The 20,999-nt window shown below is 34.8% G+C and carries 11 protein-coding genes; 1 reads left to right on the top strand and 10 read right to left on the bottom strand.

Annotated elements, in window-relative coordinates; genetic code table 11:
* Positions 1-7: 7 nt before the first annotated feature.
* Both ACZ451_RS11310 and ACZ451_RS11305 read right to left on the bottom strand, forming a co-directional pair.
* Positions 8-961, bottom strand: coding sequence for a PorP/SprF family type IX secretion system membrane protein (locus ACZ451_RS11310; RefSeq protein ID WP_464212461.1), 954 nt, complete (start codon positions 959-961; stop codon positions 8-10).
* Between the two features lie 32 nt (positions 962-993).
* The gene (locus ACZ451_RS11305) at positions 994-7,464 is read right to left on the bottom strand and encodes a T9SS type B sorting domain-containing protein (protein ID WP_464212459.1); all 6,471 of its coding nucleotides are present in this window, start codon (positions 7,462-7,464) and stop codon (positions 994-996) included.
* Between the two features lie 393 nt (positions 7,465-7,857).
* Between ACZ451_RS11305 and ACZ451_RS11300 the strand changes: the two genes are divergently transcribed.
* The gene (locus tag ACZ451_RS11300; protein ID WP_464212457.1) at positions 7,858-9,447 is read left to right on the top strand and encodes a peptide chain release factor 3; all 1,590 of its coding nucleotides are present in this window, start codon (positions 7,858-7,860) and stop codon (positions 9,445-9,447) included.
* Positions 9,448-9,521: 74 nt separating this feature from the next.
* Here the strand turns inward: ACZ451_RS11300 and ACZ451_RS11295 are convergent, their stop codons facing one another.
* The 8 genes from ACZ451_RS11295 to nusG all read right to left on the bottom strand — a co-directional run bounded on the left by ACZ451_RS11295 (position 9,522) and on the right by nusG (position 20,876).
* Positions 9,522-9,833 (bottom strand): DUF3467 domain-containing protein, encoded by a 312-nt coding sequence (locus tag ACZ451_RS11295; RefSeq protein WP_464212455.1) that lies wholly within the window; start codon positions 9,831-9,833, stop codon positions 9,522-9,524.
* Positions 9,834-9,839: 6 nt separating this feature from the next.
* Complete coding sequence (gene rpoC, locus ACZ451_RS11290) at positions 9,840-14,141, bottom strand: DNA-directed RNA polymerase subunit beta' (RefSeq protein ID WP_464212453.1); 4,302 nt, start codon at positions 14,139-14,141, stop codon at positions 9,840-9,842.
* A gap of 66 nt (positions 14,142-14,207) precedes the next feature.
* Positions 14,208-18,017 carry a DNA-directed RNA polymerase subunit beta gene (rpoB, locus tag ACZ451_RS11285; protein WP_464212451.1) on the bottom strand — a complete coding sequence of 1,270 codons (3,810 nt, stop codon included), beginning with the start codon at positions 18,015-18,017 and terminating at the stop codon, positions 14,208-14,210.
* A gap of 132 nt (positions 18,018-18,149) precedes the next feature.
* Positions 18,150-18,527 carry a 50S ribosomal protein L7/L12 gene (gene rplL / locus ACZ451_RS11280; protein WP_464212449.1) on the bottom strand — a complete coding sequence of 126 codons (378 nt, stop codon included), beginning with the start codon at positions 18,525-18,527 and terminating at the stop codon, positions 18,150-18,152.
* Between the two features lie 54 nt (positions 18,528-18,581).
* Positions 18,582-19,100, bottom strand: coding sequence for a 50S ribosomal protein L10 (gene rplJ, locus ACZ451_RS11275; protein ID WP_464212447.1), 519 nt, complete (start codon positions 19,098-19,100; stop codon positions 18,582-18,584).
* Positions 19,101-19,112: 12 nt separating this feature from the next.
* Positions 19,113-19,802, bottom strand: a complete 690-nt coding sequence (rplA, locus tag ACZ451_RS11270; protein WP_464212445.1) for a 50S ribosomal protein L1 — start codon at positions 19,800-19,802, stop codon at positions 19,113-19,115.
* Between the two features lie 22 nt (positions 19,803-19,824).
* On the bottom strand, positions 19,825-20,262 hold the full coding sequence (gene rplK, locus ACZ451_RS11265) for a 50S ribosomal protein L11 (RefSeq protein ID WP_215954580.1): 438 nt from the start codon (positions 20,260-20,262) through the stop codon (positions 19,825-19,827).
* Between the two features lie 62 nt (positions 20,263-20,324).
* Complete coding sequence (nusG, locus tag ACZ451_RS11260; protein WP_464212442.1) at positions 20,325-20,876, bottom strand: transcription termination/antitermination protein NusG; 552 nt, start codon at positions 20,874-20,876, stop codon at positions 20,325-20,327.
* Positions 20,877-20,999 lie beyond the last annotated feature (123 nt).

Below are 20,999 nucleotides of genomic sequence, written 5' to 3'. Positions count from 1 at the left end.
TTACTATTTAGAAAAAGCGCGGTGATACTAATTTTTGAAAAGATTTAACTAATTCAAATCTTAAAAACACTTCAAAAGAGCCATCATTAAATCTTGTTGAACCTAATGCAGTAGTTTCTCTATCATAAGCCATACCTAGCATTATTTGATCACTAATCTGGAAACCCGCAAGTAAGCTTACTGCAGCATTCCAACGATATGCTGCGCCTAAAGAAAATTTATCATTAAATAAAAAATTAGCAGAAACATCTACTTGTAATGGAGCTCCGCCTACTGCTTTTGTTAAAAGTGCAGGCTTAAATTTAACTAAGTCGGCAACATCAAAAACATAACCTGTAATTAGATAAAAGTTAATTCTTTCTTGAGATAAAAAATTTATGTCTTCAGCATCTCTGTTAGCATTGTCAAAATAATCCACTTCTAATAAGTTTGGTGCAGAAAGCCCTAAATAAAACTTATTAGTATGGTAATAGACTCCTAATCCAAAATTAGGTGCAAATCGATTATCTATATTATTACCCTGTATAGGCTCTGAATCAAAATTCCGAAGTTTTGTAAAATCTAGATTTATTAAATTGAAGCCTGCTTTTAATCCAAAAGACAATTTTGCTGTTTGCGAAACATCTAAGGTATACGAAACTACTCCATCAAAATAGGTTTCTTGTATAGTACCATTTCCAATTTGATCATTTACTACAGATAAACCATATCCTAATTTGCTATTTCTAATAGGAGAGTTTAAGCTCAGTGTTTGTGTAACTGGTGATCCATCAACACCAAGCCATTGCGATCTGTACAATCCAGCTATACTTAATTGCCCCCTAGAACCTGCATAAGCAGGGTTTACACTTAGCGTGTTGAACATATATTGTGTATACTGTGCGTCTTGTTGTGCTGTAGAATTTTGCGTAAAAAAAAGCAATAATAGTAATGGCCCTAATAAAAAAACAGTTTTATTCATAATTATATAGTGTTCTCAATACTATTGATTATTTAATTACTAATGTAAATATAGCTACTATCTGTAATATTTCTGTTATTTGGAGTCTGATATTCAAAAATATAATAATATATACCTGCTGGCAGATACTCTTTACCACTAAGTGTAGACCTCCCTTTAGATCGACCATCAAATACATTTCTTTGATTATCATATCCTACAGCCTCAAAAACAACAACACCCCATCTATTAAATATCTTAAGTGTATTATTTAGTGCTTGATCAACATTTGTAATAAATAAAAATTCGTTCATGTTATCACCATTTGGTGTTACCATTTGATTTACTAAAATTACTGTATCGTCTAAATAATCTGGAGTACCATCATCATCTTCATCATCATTGGTTGGATCACCATCATTATCGCCATCTTCATCTGGAGTATTGGTCCCATCACCATCATCATCTAAATCTCTATAGTTTACATCTTCTGTACCATCGGTATCTGGTAAATCATTTGCTGGATCGTTGATCTCATCATTAACATCAAAGCCATCATTGATATCTGATCCTTCATATCCATCGTTTAATCCATCTCCATCGGCATCAGCACCTTCGATAAAGGTATCATCTGGAATACCATCAAAATTAAAATCGTTACCCTCGTTGTTATCCAACACTAAATCATCATCACTATCGATATCTGTATAATCTGGATTGTCCGTTCCAAAGGTGTTTACTGGTGTTAAACCATCTGGATAGGCGCTATCTAATCCGTTATTATCTGGACCTGCATCACCATTAGGGGCAATATAGCCACTCGTGGTTTGTGCCTCTACGTTATCTGGAATACCATCATCATCACTATCAATATCTAAATGGTTTGGAATACCATCATTATCCGTGTCTTCTGGATTGGTGTTTGGATCGTTATCTCCATCGGTGTTTGGATCTTCTTCTGTATCTAAGATACCATCGTTATCATCATCTAAATCCACACTGTCTGGTACACCATCGCCATCGGTATCTGGATCTTCTCTATCATCAATTGGATCTAAATAATCTGGAATACCATCATCATCTTCATCATCATTGGTTGGATCACCATCATTATCGCCATCTTCATCTGGAGTATTGGTCCCATCACCATCATCATCTAAATCTCTATAGTTTACATCTTCTGTACCATCGGTATCTGGTAAATCATTTGCTGGATCGTTGATCTCATCATTAACATCAAAGCCATCATTGATATCTGATCCTTCATATCCATCGTTTAATCCATCTCCATCGGCATCAGCACCTTCGATAAAGGTATCATCTGGAATACCATCAAAATTAAAATCATTACCCTCGTTGTTATCCAACACTAAATCATCATCACTATCGATATCTGTATAATCTGGATTGTCCGTTCCAAAGGTGTTTACTGGTGTTAAACCATCTGGATAGGCGCTATCTAATCCGTTATTGTCTGGACCTGCATCACCATTAGGGGCAATATAGCCACTCGTGGTTTGTGCCTCTACGTTATCTGGAATACCATCATCATCACTATCAATATCTAAATGGTTTGGAATACCATCATTATCCGTGTCTTCTGGATTGGTGTTTGGATCATTATCTCCATCGGTGTTTGGATCTTCTTCTGTATCTAAGATACCATCGTTATCATCATCTAAATCCACACTGTCTGGTACACCATCGCCATCGGTATCTGGATCTTCTCTATCATCAATTGGATCTAAATAATCTGGAATACCATCATCATCTTCATCATCATTGGTTGGATCACCATCATTATCGCCATCTTCATCTGGAGTATTGGTCCCATCACCATCATCATCTAAATCTCTATAGTTTACATCTTCTGTACCATCGGTATCTGGTAAATCATTTGCTGGATCGTTGATCTCATCATTAACATCAAAGCCATCATTGATGTCTGCTCCTTCATATCCATCATTTAATCCATCTCCATCGGTATCAGCACCTTCGATAAAGGTATCATCTGGAATACCATCAAAATTAAAATCATTACCCTCGTTGTTATCCAACACTAAATCATCATCACTATCGATATCTGTATAATCTGGATTGTCCGTTCCAAAGGTGTTTACTGGTGTTAAACCATCTGGATAGGCGCTATCTAATCCGTTATTATCTGGACCTGCATCACCATTAGGGGCAATATAGCCACTCGTGGTTTGTGCCTCTACGTTATCTGGAATACCATCATCATCACTATCAATATCTAAATGGTTTGGAATACCATCATTATCCGTGTCTTCTGGATTGGTGTTTGGATCATTATCTCCATCGGTGTTTGGATCTTCTTCTGTATCTAAGATACCATCGTTATCATCATCTAAATCCACACTGTCTGGTACACCATCGCCATCGGTATCTGGATCTTCTCTATCATCAATTGGATCTAAATAATCTGGAATACCATCATCATCTTCATCATCATTGGTTGGATCACCATCATTATCGCCATCTTCATCTGGAGTATTGGTCCCATCACCATCATCATCTAAATCTCTATAGTTTACATCTTCTGTACCATCGGTATCTGGTAAATCATTTGCTGGATCGTTGATCTCATCATTAACATCAAAGCCATCATTGATATCTGATCCTTCATATCCATCGTTTAATCCATCTCCATCGGCATCAGCACCTTCGATAAAGGTATCATCTGGAATACCATCAAAATTAAAATCATTACCCTCGTTGTTATCCAACACTAAATCATCATCACTATCGATATCTGTATAATCTGGATTGTCCGTTCCAAAGGTGTTTACTGGTGTTAAACCATCTGGATAGGCGCTATCTAATCCGTTATTGTCTGGACCTGCATCACCATTAGGGGCAATATAGCCACTCGTGGTTTGTGCCTCTACGTTATCTGGAATACCATCATCATCACTATCAATATCTAAATGGTTTGGAATACCATCATTATCCGTGTCTTCTGGATTGGTGTTTGGATCATTATCTCCATCGGTGTTTGGATCTTCTTCTGTATCTAAGATACCATCGTTATCATCATCTAAATCCACACTGTCTGGTACACCATCGCCATCGGTATCTGGATCTTCTCTATCATCAATTGGATCTAAATAATCTGGAATACCATCATCATCTTCATCATCATTGGTTGGATCACCATCATTATCGCCATCTTCATCTGGAGTATTGATCCCATCTCCATCATCATCTAAATCTCTATAGTTTACATCCTCTGTACCATCGGTATCTGGTAAATCATTTGCTGGATCATTGATCTCATCATTAACATCAAAGCCATCATTGATGTCTGCTCCTTCATATCCATCATTTAATCCATCTCCATCGGTATCAGCACCTTCGATAAAGGTATCATCTGGAATACCATCAAAATTAAAATCATTACCCTCGTTGTTATCCAACACTAAATCATCATCACTATCGATATCTGTATAATCTGGATTGTCCGTCCCAAAGGTGTTTACTGGTGTTAAACCATCTGGATAGGCGCTATCTAATCCGTTATTGTCTGGACCTGCATCACCATTAGGGGCAATATAGCCACTTGTGGTTTGTGCCTCTACGTTATCTGGAATACCATCATCATCACTATCAATATCTAAATGGTTTGGAATACCATCATTATCCGTGTCTTCTGGATTGGTGTTTGGATCATTATCTCCATCGGTGTTTGGATCTTCTTCTGTATCTAAGATACCATCGTTATCATCATCTAAATCCACACTGTCTGGTACACCATCGCCATCGGTATCTGGATCTTCTCTATCATCAATTGGATCTAAATAATCTGGAATACCATCATCATCTTCATCATCATTGGTTGGATCACCATCATTATCGCCATCTTCATCTGGAGTATTGGTCCCATCACCATCATCATCTAAATCTCTATAGTTTACATCCTCTGTACCATCGGTATCTGGTAAATCATTTGCTGGATCATCGATCTCATCATTAACATCAAAGCCATCATTGATGTCTGATCCTTCATATCCATCGTTTAATCCATCTCCATCGGCATCAGCACCTTCGATAAAGGTATCATCTGGAATACCATCAAAATTAAAATCATTACCCTCGTTGTTATCCAACACTAAATCATCATCACTATCGATATCTGTATAATCTGGATTGTCCGTCCCAAAGGTGTTTACTGGTGTTAAACCATCTGGATAGGCGCTATCTAATCCGTTATTATCTGGACCTGCATCACCATTAGGGGCAATATAGCCACTCGTGGTTTGTGCCTCTACGTTATCTGGAATACCATCATCATCACTATCAATATCTAAATGGTTTGGAATACCATCATTATCCGTGTCTTCTGGATTGGTGTTTGGATCATTATCTCCATCGGTGTTTGGATCTTCTTCTGTATCTAAGATACCATCGTTATCATCATCTAAATCCACACTGTCTGGTACACCATCGCCATCGGTATCTGGATCTTCTCTATCATCAATTGGATCTAAATAATCTGGAATACCATCATCATCTTCATCATCATTGGTTGGATCACCATCATTATCGCCATCTTCATCTGGAGTATTGGTCCCATCACCATCATCATCTAAATCTCTATAGTTTACATCTTCTGTACCATCGGTATCTGGTAAATCATTTGCTGGATCGTTGATCTCATCATTAACATCAAAGCCATCATTGATATCTGATCCTTCATATCCATCGTTTAATCCATCTCCATCGGCATCAGCACCTTCGATAAAGGTATCATCTGGAATACCATCAAAATTAAAATCGTTACCCTCGTTGTTATCCAACACTAAATCATCATCACTATCGATATCTGTATAATCTGGATTGTCCGTTCCAAAGGTGTTTACTGGTGTTAAACCATCTGGATAGGCGCTATCTAATCCGTTATTGTCTGGACCTGCATCACCATTAGGGGCAATATAGCCACTCGTGGTTTGTGCCTCTACGTTATCTGGAATACCATCATCATCACTATCAATGTCTAAATGGTTTGGAATACCATCATTATCCGTGTCTTCTGGATTGGTGTTTGGATCATTATCTCCATCGGTGTTTGGATCTTCTTCTGTATCTAAGATACCATCGTTATCATCATCTAAATCCACACTGTCTGGTACACCATCGCCATCGGTATCTGGATCTTCTCTATCATCAATTGGATCTAAATAATCTGGAATACCATCATCATCTTCATCATCATTGGTTGGATCACCATCATTATCGCCATCTTCATCTGGAGTATTGATCCCATCTCCATCATCATCTAAATCTCTATAGTTTACATCTTCTGTACCATCAGTATCTGGTAAATCATTTGCTGGATCATTGATCTCATCATTAACATCAAAGCCATCATTGATGTCTTCTCCTTCATATCCATCGTTTAATCCATCTCCATCGGCATCAGCACCTTCGATAAAGGTATCATCTGGAATACCATCAAAATTAAAATCATTACCCTCGTTGTTATCCAACACTAAATCATCATCACTATCGATATCTGTATAATCTGGATTGTCCGTCCCAAAGGTGTTTACTGGTGTTAAACCATCTGGATAGGCGCTATCTAATCCGTTATTGTCTGGACCTGCATCACCATTAGGGGCAATATAGCCACTCGTGGTTTGTGCCTCTACGTTATCTGGAATACCATCATCATCACTATCAATGTCTCTAAAATCTGGAAAAGGATCATTATCTGAACATACTGGTATTATTGTAGGTCCTTTTTTATAGTCTTCATACGCATCGTCAAGACCATTCCTATTTTTATCACTGCCTGATGGGGGGATATAACCACTCGTGGTTTGTGCCTCAATATTATCAAGCATACCATCATTATCAGCATCAATATCTCTAAAATCCTTAACGGTATCGCCATCCGAATCTATTGGACTAAGTCCTTCTCCCGCACCAGGAGTGCTTTCATATATGTCATCTAAACCATTTTGGTCGATATCTTTACCACTTGGTAATTTTAACTCTAGTAATGTTTGTGCTTCTCCTATATCAACAATACCGTCGTCATCTGAATCGAAATCTAAAAAATCTGGAATACCATCATCATCAGTATCTATTGGAGTTAGTCCATTACAACTACCCGGAGTATCTTCATAAGCATCATCTAGACCATTACCATCTTCGTCAATACCACTAGGTGCTATAAATCCTAAAGTAGTTTGTGCTTCTATATTATCTGGAATCCCATCATCATCTGAATCAATATCAAAACTATCTATAATACCATCACGATCTGTATCCTTATTACTTTCTACAATATCCAAGATACCATCTCCATCATCATCCATATCTATGTAATCTGGGACACCATCGCCGTCTCTATCTGTAACGACTTCCAAGTTTGGCATATCAGTAGCAAAACTATTATTTGAAAATAGTAAAGATGCACAAACTGCTATAATAAAAACAAATAATTTTGATAGAAAAAATGACTTTTTCTTACCAATTTTATATAAAGTAAAAATTCCCATATATGTTAGTTTTATATTAAACTAATCACCATGGCTGTAGGAAATATGTAAAAAGTAAGAAGTTGGGGCCTCTTTAAAATTTAATGCAAGATATGGCAAAAAATATATTGTAAATAGGAAATTTCTCTAGAAATTAATAAAATTCTTTAAAAAACATCTTTTCTCGGTAAAAAACAAATCTTGTAAGAATTTGCGTCTATCCAGTCTATATTTAAACCTATTTAACTGTATTTTATCCATTTTAAACTGAGCTAGATAATGTCTAATATGATTACAAACATCTAAAATATACTTCTATTTTTAGCATTAATTGGCTATTAACTGTGTTTATAAATATAATTTTTGCATGAAAACAAGTATAAATTTTAGCTTATTTTTGTGCAAATTTTTTTTATGAGTTTCGAAAATGAAATACAGCGTAGAAGAACTTTTGGCATTATTTCTCACCCAGATGCTGGAAAAACTACTCTTACTGAAAAACTATTATTATTTGGTGGAGCAATACAAGAAGCTGGTGCTGTAAAAAACAATAAAATAAAAAAGGGAGCCACTAGTGATTTCATGGAAATTGAGAGACAACGTGGAATATCTGTTGCAACTTCTGTTTTAGCCTTTATTTACCAAGATAAAAAAATTAATATCTTAGATACTCCTGGTCACAAAGATTTTGCTGAAGATACATTTAGAACATTAACAGCCGTTGACAGTGTTATTGTTGTTATTGATGTTGCAAAAGGTGTTGAGGAACAGACGGAAAAGCTTGTTGAAGTTTGTAGAATGCGAAATATTCCAATAATTGTATTCATAAATAAAATGGATAGAGAAGGTAAAGATGCTTTTGATTTATTGGATGAAGTTGAACAAAAACTTGGCCTAAAAGTTACTCCTTTAAGCTTCCCTATTGGAATGGGATACGATTTTAAAGGCATCTACAATATTTATGAAAGTAATATAAATTTATTTAGCGGAGATAGTAAAAAAAATATTGAAGATGTTATTGCTATTAGTGATTTAAAAAGTAGTGAATTAGATAGTGCTATAGGTGAAACAGCTGCAAATGAGCTTAGAGATAATATAGAATTAGTTGATGGCGTATATCCAAAATTTGATAGAGATGAATATCTAGCAGGAAAACTACAGCCTGTATTTTTTGGATCTGCTCTTAATAATTTTGGTGTTCGTGAATTACTTGATTGTTTTATTGAGATAGCACCAACCCCTAGACCTAAAATGTCTGAAGAGCGTCTTGTTGATTCTAATGAAAAAGAGTTTACAGGTTTTGTTTTTAAAATACATGCTAATATGGACCCTAAACATAGAGATAGATTAGCTTTTATAAAAATAGTATCTGGAACTTTTGAAAGAAACAAACCTTACCTACATGTGAGGAATGGAAAAAAAATGAAATTCTCTAGCCCCAATGCTTTCTTTGCAGAAAAAAAAGAAATTGTAGATATTTCTTATCCAGGTGATATTGTTGGTCTACACGATACCGGAAACTTTAAAATTGGTGATACGCTTACCGATGGAGAAAAGTTAAACTATAAAGGTATTCCAAGTTTTTCTCCTGAACACTTCAGATATATTAATAATGCTGACCCGATGAAGTCCAAACAACTTTTTAAAGGTATTGATCAGCTTATGGATGAAGGGGTAGCGCAATTATTTACTTTAGAAATGAATGGTAGAAAAGTAATTGGAACTGTAGGAGCTTTACAATACGAAGTGATTCAATATAGACTTGAACATGAGTATGGTGCGAAATGCACTTATGAAAACTTTCCTGTTTATAAGGCGTGTTGGGTAGCACCTCAAGATAAAAACAATGATGAGTTTAAGGAATTCAAAAGAGTAAAACAAAAATTTTTAGCAACTGACAAAAGAGGGCAATTAGTGTTTTTAGCAGATTCGCAATTTTCTTTACAAATGACACAGCAAAAATATCCTTCAGTAGATTTAAAGTTTACATCAGAATTTGATTAGAAGTCACCGTTATTTTTAATTAAAGTTTTAGCTATAAAAAAACCCGTGATATCTAATCACGGGTTTTTTATTATTTATGCTTCACCTGTTGGACCAAAATTAATTGGTATAGGTGGTTGTTCATAGTCTTTAATTGTGCCATGGGCTTTTTCAAAACGTTGCACATTATCATTTAATGCTTTTAAGAACTTTTTAGCATGCTGAGGAGTTAGTACTATTCTACTCTTCACTTTTGCTTTTGGAGCCCCAGGCATCATACTAATAAAGTCTACAACAAATTCTGATACAGAATGATTGATGATTGCTAAATTAGAATATGTTCCTTCAGCAGTTTTCTCATCAAGTTCTATATTGATTTGTTTCTGATTTTGATTATTATCGGCCATAGCTACTTATGAAAATTTAAACTCTTCTTTGCGAGCCATGATTTCATCATATTCTTCTTTAGAACCAACAATAATGCTATCATAATCTCTCATACCTGTACCTGCTGGGATTTTATGCCCAACAATTACATTTTCTTTCAATCCTTCAAGAGCATCTACTTTACCTGCTACAGCAGCTTCATTTAACACTTTTGTTGTTTCTTGGAAAGAAGCAGCTGATATAAATGATTTTGTTTGTAGCGAAGCACGTGTAATTCCTTGAAGTATTGGTGTTGCTGTAGCTGCAATTGCATCTCTAGCATCCACTAAATTCTTATCATTACGACGCAATATTGAATTCTCATCTCTTAGTTCGCGAGCTGTAATAATTTGACCCGCTTTTAAGGTATCAGATTCACCTGAATCAACTACAACTTTTTTACCAAAAATATTATCATTTTCAGCAATAAAATCTGCCTTATGTGCTAATTGATTTTCTAAGAATATGGTATCGCCTGGATCTTGTATACGTACCTTACGCATCATTTGACGAACTACAACCTCAAAGTGTTTGTCATTAATTTTCACCCCTTGTAAACGATATACTTCTTGAACTTCATTTACCAGATACTGTTGTACTGCAGATGGGCCTTTTATTGCTAAAATATCTTCTGGAGTTATTGATCCATCAGATAATGGCATTCCAGCACGAACGTAATCGTTCTCTTGTACTAATATTTGATTTGATAGTTTGACCAAGTATTTCTTGATCTCACCTAATTTAGATTCGATTATGATTTCTCGGTTACCTCTTTTAATTTTTCCAAAAGAAACGACTCCGTCTATTTCAGAAACAACCGCTGGATTAGAAGGGTTACGCGCTTCAAATAGCTCGGTTACTCTAGGAAGACCACCCGTAATATCACCTGCTTTAGCTGATTTACGTGGAATCTTAACTAATGTTTTTCCTTCTTTAATTTTCTCACCATCATCTACCATAATATGAGAACCAACTGGTAGGTTGTAAGAACGTAAAACTTCATCCTTATTATTCATAATCAATAAAGTAGGAATAAGCTTCTTATTTCTAGATTCAGAAATTACTTTTTCTTGGAAACCAGTTTGCTCATCTATTTCTACTTGATAGGTAACACCTTGATCTATATTTTCGTATGCAATTTTACCTGGGAACTCAGAAACAATCACACCATTGTAAGGATCCCATTGACAAATTACATCGTCTTTAGCAAGCTTTGCTTCGTTTTTAATAAATAGCTCTGATCCATAAGGAATATTATTTGTACTTAAAATAATACCTGTTTTGGCATCTACAATTTTAATTTCAGATGTTCTAGAAATTACTATTTCTGAAACACTACCATCTTCATTGGTGCTAGTTACTGTTCTTAAATCTTCAATTTCAGCAATACCTGCAAATTTAGCAGCTAGTTTATTATCTTCAGAAATGTTACCCGCAATACCACCTACGTGGAATGTACGAAGTGTTAATTGTGTACCTGGTTCACCAATAGATTGTGCAGCTACAACACCAACAGCTTCACCTCTTTGTACCATTTTATTAGTAGAAAGGTTTCTTCCGTAACATTTACCACAAATACCTCTTAGCGCTTCACATGTTAAAGCAGAACGTACTTCAATTTTTTCAATAGCAGAAGCCTCTACAATCTTAACATCAGCTTCTAATACTTCTTGACCAGCGCTCAATATTAATTCTTGAGTTAATGGATCATATACATCATGTAAAGAAACTCTACCTAGAATACGTTCTCCTAAAGTTTCTACAACTTCTTCGTTTTTCTTTAAAGCTTCTACTTCTATACCTCTTAATGTACCACAATCTTCTGTATTGATAATAACATCTTGAGAAACATCAACTAAACGTCTTGTTAAGTAACCAGCATCAGCAGTTTTAAGTGCTGTATCTGCAAGTCCTTTACGCGCACCGTGAGTAGATATAAAATATTCTAAGATTGATAAACCTTCTTTAAAGTTAGATAAAATTGGGTTTTCAATAATCTCACCACCACCTGCTGTAGATTTTTTAGGTTTTGCCATTAATCCACGCATACCGGTTAACTGGCGAATTTGCTCTTTAGAACCCCTTGCACCAGAATCAAGCATCATATATACTGAGTTGAAGCCTTGCTGATCTTCACGAATACGCTTCATTGCTAACTCAGTAAGCTGCGCATTGGTAGAAGTCCAAACATCAATAACTTGGTTATAACGCTCATTATTTGTAATAAGCCCCATGTTATAGTTTGCCATAATACCATCTACTTGGCCATTTGCCTCAGCAATCATGGTATGTTTTTCTGGCGGGATAATAATATCTCCTAAACTAAAGGACAATCCACCTTTAAAGGCAAATTCATATCCCATAGTTTTAATTTTATCTAGGAAGTCTGCAGTAGTAGGAACATCTGTTACTGCTAAAATTCCACCGATAATATCTCTTAAAGATTTTTTATTTAATACGTCATTAATATACCCCGCTTTCTCTGGCACCATCATATTAAATAATACTCTACCAGTTGTTGTGGATATAATTTGATTTACTAATTCTCCTTCTTCATTAAAATCTTTTGCTCTTACTTTAATTCCAGCATTTAAGTCTACCATTCCTTCGTTAAAAGCAATAACAACTTCTTCTGCAGAATAAAAAGTTAGCCCTTCTCCCTTAATACTTACTTCTGGAGTTGATTTACGTTCTTTGGTCATATAATACAGACCCAAGACCATATCCTGAGATGGTACGGTAATAGGAGAACCATTTGCAGGGTTTAGAATATTATGAGAAGCTAACATTAATAATTGTGCTTCTAAAATTGCTTCTGGCCCTAATGGTAAGTGAACAGCCATTTGATCCCCATCAAAATCTGCATTAAATGCAGTACATACTAATGGGTGTAAACGAATTGCTTTTCCTTCTATAAGTTTTGGTTGAAATGCTTGAATTCCTAAACGGTGTAATGTAGGAGCCCTGTTTAATAGCACTGGGTGACCTTTTAATACGTTTTCAAGAATATCCCAAACTACAGGTTCTTTTTTATCTATTATTTTTTTAGCAGATTTAACTGTTTTTACAATACCTCTTTCTATTAATTTACGAATTACAAAAGGCTTGTATAATTCCGCAGCCATATCCTTAGGAAGACCACATTCGAACAATTTCATTTCTGGTCCAACAACAATTACTGAACGTGCTGAATAATCTACACGTTTTCCTAATAAGTTTTGACGGAAACGACCTTGCTTCCCTTTCAATGAATCTGAAAGTGATTTTAATGGTCTGTTAGACTCTGTTTTTACTGCTGATGCTTTTCTTGTATTATCAAATAAAGAATCTACAGATTCCTGAAGCATACGTTTCTCATTTCTAAGAATTACTTCTGGTGCTTTTATTTCAACTAACCTTTTTAAACGGTTATTTCTAATAATAACTCTTCTGTATAAATCATTTAAATCTGAAGTAGCAAAACGACCACCATCTAATGGTACTAAAGGACGTAATTCAGGTGGAATAACTGGGATTACTTTCATAATCATCCACTCTGGTCTGTTTTCTCTATTCTCTTGAGACTCTCTAAGTGATTCAACTACCTGAAGTCTTTTTAATGCTTCTGTTTTACGTTGCTTAGATGTTTCTGTATTTGCTTTATGTCTTAAGCTAAAAGAAAGTTCATCTAAATCGATACGTGCTAAAATATCAATTAAACATTCTGCTCCCATTTTAGCGATAAACTTATTTGGGTCAGAATCTTCTAAATACTGATTTTCTACTGGTATTGATTCTAAGATATTAAGGTACTCTTCTTCTGTTAAGAAATCCATTTTATTGATTTCCTCACCTTCTGGTCCTTTTGCAATACCAGCCTGAATTACAACATAACGCTCATAATAGATAATCATGTCTAATTTCTTAGAAGGTAAACCTAAGAGGTATCCTATTTTATTTGGTAACGAACGGAAATACCAAATATGAGCTACAGGTACCACCAAATTAATATGCCCTACTCTATCTCTACGTACTTTTTTTTCTGTAACCTCTACACCACAACGATCACAAACAATACCACGGTAACGGATTCTCTTATATTTACCACAAGCACATTCATAATCCTTCACAGGACCAAAAATACGCTCACAGAAAAGCCCATCACGCTCTGGTTTATGTGTTCTATAGTTTATCGTTTCAGGCTTTAAAACTTCTCCCCTTGACTCTGCCAGAATAGACTCTGGTGAAGCCAATCCTATTGAAATTTTATTAAACCTTTTTTGTGTGTTATTATCTCTTTGTCTAGCCATAAGTATGGTGATAGTAAATTAAAAATGTTTGTGACTAATAGTATTTTCTATAAAACTTACTCTTAATTATTCTTCCAGTCTAATATCTAAACCTAATCCTTTAAGTTCGTGCATTAATACATTGAAAGATTCTGGTAAACCAGGTTCTGGCATTGTTTCTCCTTTAACAATAGATTCGTATGTTTTAGCTCTACCTACAACATCATCAGATTTAACTGTTAATATTTCACGTAACGTTGCAGATGCTCCATATGCCTCTAGTGCCCAAACTTCCATTTCTCCAAAACGCTGACCACCAAATTGTGCTTTACCACCTAATGGTTGTTGCGTAATTAAAGAATATGGCCCTATGGAACGAGCGTGCATTTTATCATCTACCATGTGTCCAAGTTTCAACATATAAATCACACCAACTGTTGCGGGTTGATCAAAACGTTTTCCTGTTCCTCCATCGTGTAGGTAAGTATGTCCAAATCTTGGAATACCTGCTTCATCTGTATAGGTATTAATTTGATCTAAAGTAGCTCCATCAAAAATTGGTGTAGCATACTTTTTCCCTAATTTAAGACCTGCCCATCCAAGAACAGTTTCATAAATCTGACCAATATTCATACGAGATGGTACCCCTAACGGATTCAATACAATATCTACTGGTGTTCCGTCTTCTAAGAAAGGCATATCTTCTTGACGTACTATACGGGCAACAATACCTTTGTTACCATGACGCCCCGCCATTTTATCCCCTACTTTTAGTTTACGTTTTTTAGCGATATATACTTTAGCCAATTTCATAATTCCTGCTGGTAATTCATCCCCAACAGAAATGGTAAACTTATCTCTTCTTAAGTTTCCTTGAAGATCATTAAGTTTAATTTTATAATTATGTAACAAATCAGCAACCATGGTATTTGTTTCCTTATCTGTTGTCCAGCTTCCACCCACTAAGTGCGCAAAATCGTCAACAGCATTTAACATTTTCATGGTATATTTTTTCCCTTTTGGAAGCACTTCTTCACCTAAATCATTAAGAACACCTTGAGATGTTTTTCCATTAACCAATGTAAATAGTTTTTCAACTAAAACATCTTTTAACTGTTGGAATTTTACTTCATATTCTAATTCTAATTTAGAAATTGCTTCTTTATCTTCAGAACGCTTACGCTTATCTTTTATAGATCTTGAAAATAATTTCTTATCGATTACTACTCCTCTTAATGAAGGAGAAGCTTTTAAAGATGCATCTTTAACATCTCCTGCTTTATCTCCAAAAATAGCTCGTAATAATTTCTCTTCAGGTGTTGGATCTGATTCTCCTTTAGGTGTAATTTTACCAATTAGAATATCGCCAGGTTTTACTTCGGCTCCAATTCTAATCATTCCATACTCATCTAAATCTTTAGTAGCTTCTTCAGAAACATTAGGAATATCATTCGTTAATTCTTCTGCTCCTAATTTTGTATCTCTCACTTCTAAAGAGTACTCATCTACGTGTATAGAGGTAAAAACATCTTCACGAACAACTTTTTCAGAAATTACAATTGCATCTTCAAAATTATATCCTTTCCAAGGCATAAATGCCACTTTAAGGTTTCTACCTAAGGCTAATTCTCCTTTTTCAGTTGCATATCCTTCACAAAGAACTTGTCCTTTTTTAACTTTATCACCTTTTTGTACAATTGGTTTTAAGTTAATACTTGTTCCTTGGTTAGTTTTTCTAAATTTAACTAATTCATACGTTTTAGAGTCTTCTTCAAAACTCACTAAACGTTCTTCATCAGTTCTATCATATTTAACCGTTACTTTAAGCGCATCTACATATTGTACTACTCCATCGCCTTCAGCATTTATTAGTACTCTAGAATCTGATGCTACTTGACGTTCTAAACCTGTTCCTACAATAGGAGATTGTGGCTTTAATAATGGCACTGCTTGGCGCATCATGTTAGATCCCATCAGTGCACGGTTTGCATCATCATGCTCTAAGAACGGAATTAAAGATGCCGAAATAGAAGCAATCTGATTTGGAGCAACATCCGTATAGTTAATATCCGTTGGGCTTACTACAGGGAAATCTCCTTCTTCTCTTGCAATAACTTTATCATTGATTATAGTACCATCTTCTTTTAAAGGAATATTTGCTTGCGCAATTTTCATCCCTTCTTCTTCTTCCGCACTTAAATAACCAAAATTCTCAGTATCTACTTTACCATTTTCTACTTTTCTATAAGGTGTCTCTAAGAATCCCATAGGGTTTACTTTAGAGAATACTGCTAATGAAGATATCAAACCAATATTTGGACCTTCAGGTGTTTCTATAGGACATAATCTACCATAGTGTGTATAGTGAACATCACGAACCTCAAAACCAGCTCTCTCTCTAGAAAGACCTCCAGGCCCTAATGCTGATAATCTTCTCTTATGTGTTATCTCTGCTAATGGATTAGTCTGATCCATAAACTGAGATAATTGGTTTGTACCAAAAAATGAATTAATTACAGAAGATAATGTCTTTGCATTAATCAAATCTATTGGTGTAAACACTTCGTTATCACGCACATTCATACGCTCGCGAATTGTTCTTGCCATACGTGCTAAACCAACACCAAATTGTTGTGATAATTGCTCCCCAACTGTTCTTACACGACGATTAGAAAGGTGATCAATATCATCAATCTCTGCTTTAGAATTAATTAATTCTATAAGGTATTTGATAATTGTTATGATATCTTCTTTGGTCAAAACTTGTTTGTCCATTCCAATATCAAGCTGTAATTTTTTGTTCATTCTATAACGACCAACTTCTCCTAAATTATAACGTTGATCTGAAAAGAATAATTTGTCTATAATACCACGCGCAGTTTCTTCATCTGGCGGTTCGGCATTACGTAATTGACGGTATATGTGTTCTACTGCTTCTTTTTCAGAATTCGTAGGATCTTTTTGTAGTGTATTATGAATAATTCCATAATCTGATTGTGCTGCGCTTTCCTTGTGTAAAAGAACTGTTTTTACATCTGCTTCAACAATCTGAGCTATATGCTCTTTTTCTAATACGGTATCACGATCTAAAATAATTTCGTTTCGCTCAATAGATACAACTTCACCAGTATCTTCATCAACGAAATCTTCGTGCCATGTGTTTAATACTCTTGCCGCTAGTTTACGACCAAGTACTTTTTTAAGTCCTGCATTAGAAACTTTTACTTCTTCTGATAAATCAAAAATTTCTAAAATATCTTTATCACTTTCAAAGCCAATAGCTCTAAATAAAGTAGTTACAGGTAATTTTTTCTTTCTATCGATATAGGCATACATAACACCATTAATATCGGTAGCAAATTCTATCCAAGATCCTTTAAAAGGAATAACTCTTGCAGAATATAATTTTGTTCCATTTGCATGAAATGACTGACCAAAAAATACACCAGGAGATCTGTGTAGTTGCGAAACAACAACACGCTCCGCACCATTAATTACAAAAGTACCACTCGGTGTCATATAAGGGATAGTTCCCAAATAAACATCTTGTACTATAGTTTCAAAATCCTCATGCTCAGGATCGGTACAGTAAAGTTTTAACCTAGCTTTTAGCGGAACACTGTGTGTAAGGCCACGCTCTATACATTCTTGGATTGAGTAACGAGGCGGATCTATAAAATAATCTAGGAATTCTAATACGAATTGATTTCTTGTATCCGTAATTGGAAAATTTTCCATGAAGGTATTATATAATCCTTCGTTTCCTCTCTCATCAGATTTTGTTTCTAGCTGAAAAAAATCTTGAAAAGATTTTACCTGAATGTCCAAGAAATCAGGATAATTAGGTATGTTCTTAGCGGATGCGAAATTTATTCTTTCAGTCTGATTTGTGAACATCAATGGACAAAATTTTGGTTATAATTACTAACTTTATGTTGTATGTTATTCTACTTAACATACATAAATAGGTTTAGGCCTTACCACTTTAAAGTGAAAAGACCTAAACCAAAATACTATATATGGCTTATATTACTTAAGCTCAACTTCTGCTCCTGCTTCTTCTAAAGCTTTTTGGATTCCTTCTGCTTCGTCTTTAGTAACACCCTCTTTAATAGCTTTAGGTGCGCTATCAACTATATCTTTAGCATCTTTTAATCCTAAACCTGTTAATTCTTTAACAGCTTTTACTACTGCTAATTTAGAAGATCCAGCTGCTTTTAATATTACATCAAATTCAGTTTTCTCTTCTGCAGCTTCTCCACCGCCAGCAGCTCCACCAGCAGCAACTGCAACAGCTGCAGCAGCAGGCTCTATGCCATACTCATCTTTTAATATAGTAGCTAAGTCATTAACTTCTTTTACAGTTAAGTTAACTAATTGTTCTGCGAAATCTTTTAAATCTGCCATTTTTCTATCGTTTAATAAATTTTTAAAATATAATTTGTTTTTAGTGCGCGTATGTTATCTTTCTGATAATGTTTTTATAATACCTGCTAATTTACCACCACCAGACTTAAGTCCAGAGATAACGTTTTTAGCTGGAGATTGTAATAAGGTAATGATATCACCAATTACTTCTTCTTTAGATTTAATATTAACTAAAGATTCTAATTGATCATCGCCAATGTATACAGCTTCTTCTACAAAAGCTCCTTTTAACAATGGTTTATCTTTGGTTTTAGCTCTAAATGCTTTTATTAATTTTGCAGGAGCATTACCAGTCTCTGCAAACATTAAAGAGGTATTTCCTTTTAAAACATCTGGAAGCTCACCAAATTCTTTATCAGAATCTTGCATTGCTTTTGCAAGAAGTGTATTCTTAACAACTGCTAATTTAACATTAGCTTTAAAACAAGCTCTTCTTAAATCAGAAGTAGTAACAGCATCTAAGCCAGAAATATCTGCTAAGTAAATCGTTGAACTATCACCTAATTGTGCAGTTAAATCTTTTATAACGTTTAATTTTTCTTTTCTAGTCATAATACCTTTGAATTAAACAGTTTTAGCATCTAATTGAACACTAGGACTCATAGTACTAGACATAAAAATACTTTTAATATAAATACCTTTTGATGCCGTTGGTTTTAACTTCACTAAAGTATCTATAAGTTCTTTTGCATTTTCATATATCTTTTCTTCGGTAAAAGAAACTTTTCCTATTGCCGCATGAACGATACCTGTTTTGTCTACTTTAAAATCAATTTTACCAGCCTTTACTTCGGATACTGCTTTTGCTACATCCATAGTTACTGTACCAGTTTTTGGATTAGGCATTAAACCTCTTGGTCCAAGAACTCTTCCTAAAGGTCCTAATTTACCCATAACACTTGGCATAGTGATGATTACATCAACATCTGTCCAACCGCCTTTTATTTTATCCAAATACTCATTTAATCCTACAAAATCAGCACCAGCTTCTTTAGCTTCTGCTTCTTTATCTGGAGTTACTAATGCTAAAACTTTAACATCTTTACCAGTACCATGAGGAAGTGTAACCACCCCACGTACCATTTGATTTGCTTTTCTTGGATCTACTCCTAAACGAACTGCTAAATCAATAGATGCATCAAATTTTACATTTGTGATTTGTTTTACCAAAGCTGAACCTTCTTTTACAGAATAGACTTTATTCTTGTCTATCTTAGAAAGCGCATCTTTTTGCTTTTTTGTTAACTTTGCCATTATAAATTGCTTTTATAAGATATTAAAAAGGTCTTGTTCCTGAAACTTTTAAACCCATTGATCTTGCAGTACCAGCAATCATACTCATTGCAGATTCTACAGTAAATGCGTTAAGATCCACCATTTTATCTTCTGCGATAGTTTTGATTTGATCCCAAGATACATTTCCATTTTTTACTCGGTTAGGTTCACCAGATCCTTTTTTAATCTTAGCTGCTTCCATTAGTTGAACGGCTGCTGGAGGTGTCTTTACAATAAAGTCAAATGATTTGTCTTTATAAACGGTGATCGCAACAGGTAATACTTTACCTTGTTTGTCCTGTGTACGAGCATTAAATTGCTTACAGAACTCCATGATGTTAACACCGGCAGCACCTAAAGCGGGTCCAACCGGTGGCGACGGATTCGCTGCACCTCCCCTAACTTGTAGTTTAACTACTTTACTTACTTCTTTTGCCATTGTTTTTAATTAAATTGAATTGTGTTTTTGGAAGCACACAATTTTATATGTAACACTTGTTATTATACTTTTTCTACTTGCATATAGCTAAGTTCTAATGGTGTTTTTCTTCCGAAAATTTTAACCATAACTTCTAGCTTACGCTTTTCTTCATTTACTTTTTCTACAGTACCATTAAAACCATTAAAAGGACCGTCTATTACTTTAACAGTTTCTCCTAAAACATATGGTATTGCCACACTATCTGTAGTAATAGTTAACTCATCTACTTTACCTAACATACGGTTAACTTCCGATTTTCTCAACGGAATAGGATCTCCTCCTTTTACCTCTCCTAAAAAACCAATTACATTAGTGATAGAACGGATAATATGTACCATCTCACCACCTAAATTAGCTTTTATCATAATGTAACCTGGAAAGTAAACCTTTTCTTTATTTATTTTCTTCCCATTGCGTATCTGAATAACTTTTTCTGTAGGCACAAGAACATCTTCTAAATAGTCAGAAAACCCTAATCTAGCAACTTCAGTTTCTATATAGCCTTTTATTTTGTTTTCTTGACCACTAACAGCCCTTACTACATACCACTTTTTTTCTAAAACTTCAGACATATTTCTTACTTTTTATTTGTTAAAAATGAAGAAACACCATAAAGAATTAGCAATGAAAGAATTATATACCATAGCAATTTCAATACACCTAGAAACCCAGAATCATCTAATACTTTTGTATAA

Source organism: Allocellulophaga tsushimaensis (assembly GCF_055383085.1).
This window is presented reverse-complemented; position numbering and strand designations above follow the sequence as displayed.

Coding starts and splice junctions, on each gene's coding strand:
- ACZ451_RS11310 (WP_464212461.1), bottom strand. CDS start 961: ATGAATAAAACTGTTTTTTTATTAGGGCCATTACTATTATTGCTTTTT.
- ACZ451_RS11305 (WP_464212459.1), bottom strand. CDS start 7,464: ATGGGAATTTTTACTTTATATAAAATTGGTAAGAAAAAGTCATTTTTT.
- ACZ451_RS11300 (WP_464212457.1), top strand. CDS start 7,858: ATGAGTTTCGAAAATGAAATACAGCGTAGAAGAACTTTTGGCATTATT.
- ACZ451_RS11295 (WP_464212455.1), bottom strand. CDS start 9,833: ATGGCCGATAATAATCAAAATCAGAAACAAATCAATATAGAACTTGAT.
- rpoC (WP_464212453.1), bottom strand. CDS start 14,141: ATGGCTAGACAAAGAGATAATAACACACAAAAAAGGTTTAATAAAATT.
- rpoB (WP_464212451.1), bottom strand. CDS start 18,017: ATGTTCACAAATCAGACTGAAAGAATAAATTTCGCATCCGCTAAGAAC.
- rplL (WP_464212449.1), bottom strand. CDS start 18,527: ATGGCAGATTTAAAAGATTTCGCAGAACAATTAGTTAACTTAACTGTA.
- rplJ (WP_464212447.1), bottom strand. CDS start 19,100: ATGACTAGAAAAGAAAAATTAAACGTTATAAAAGATTTAACTGCACAA.
- rplA (WP_464212445.1), bottom strand. CDS start 19,802: ATGGCAAAGTTAACAAAAAAGCAAAAAGATGCGCTTTCTAAGATAGAC.
- rplK (WP_215954580.1), bottom strand. CDS start 20,262: ATGGCAAAAGAAGTAAGTAAAGTAGTTAAACTACAAGTTAGGGGAGGT.
- nusG (WP_464212442.1), bottom strand. CDS start 20,876: ATGTCTGAAGTTTTAGAAAAAAAGTGGTATGTAGTAAGGGCTGTTAGT.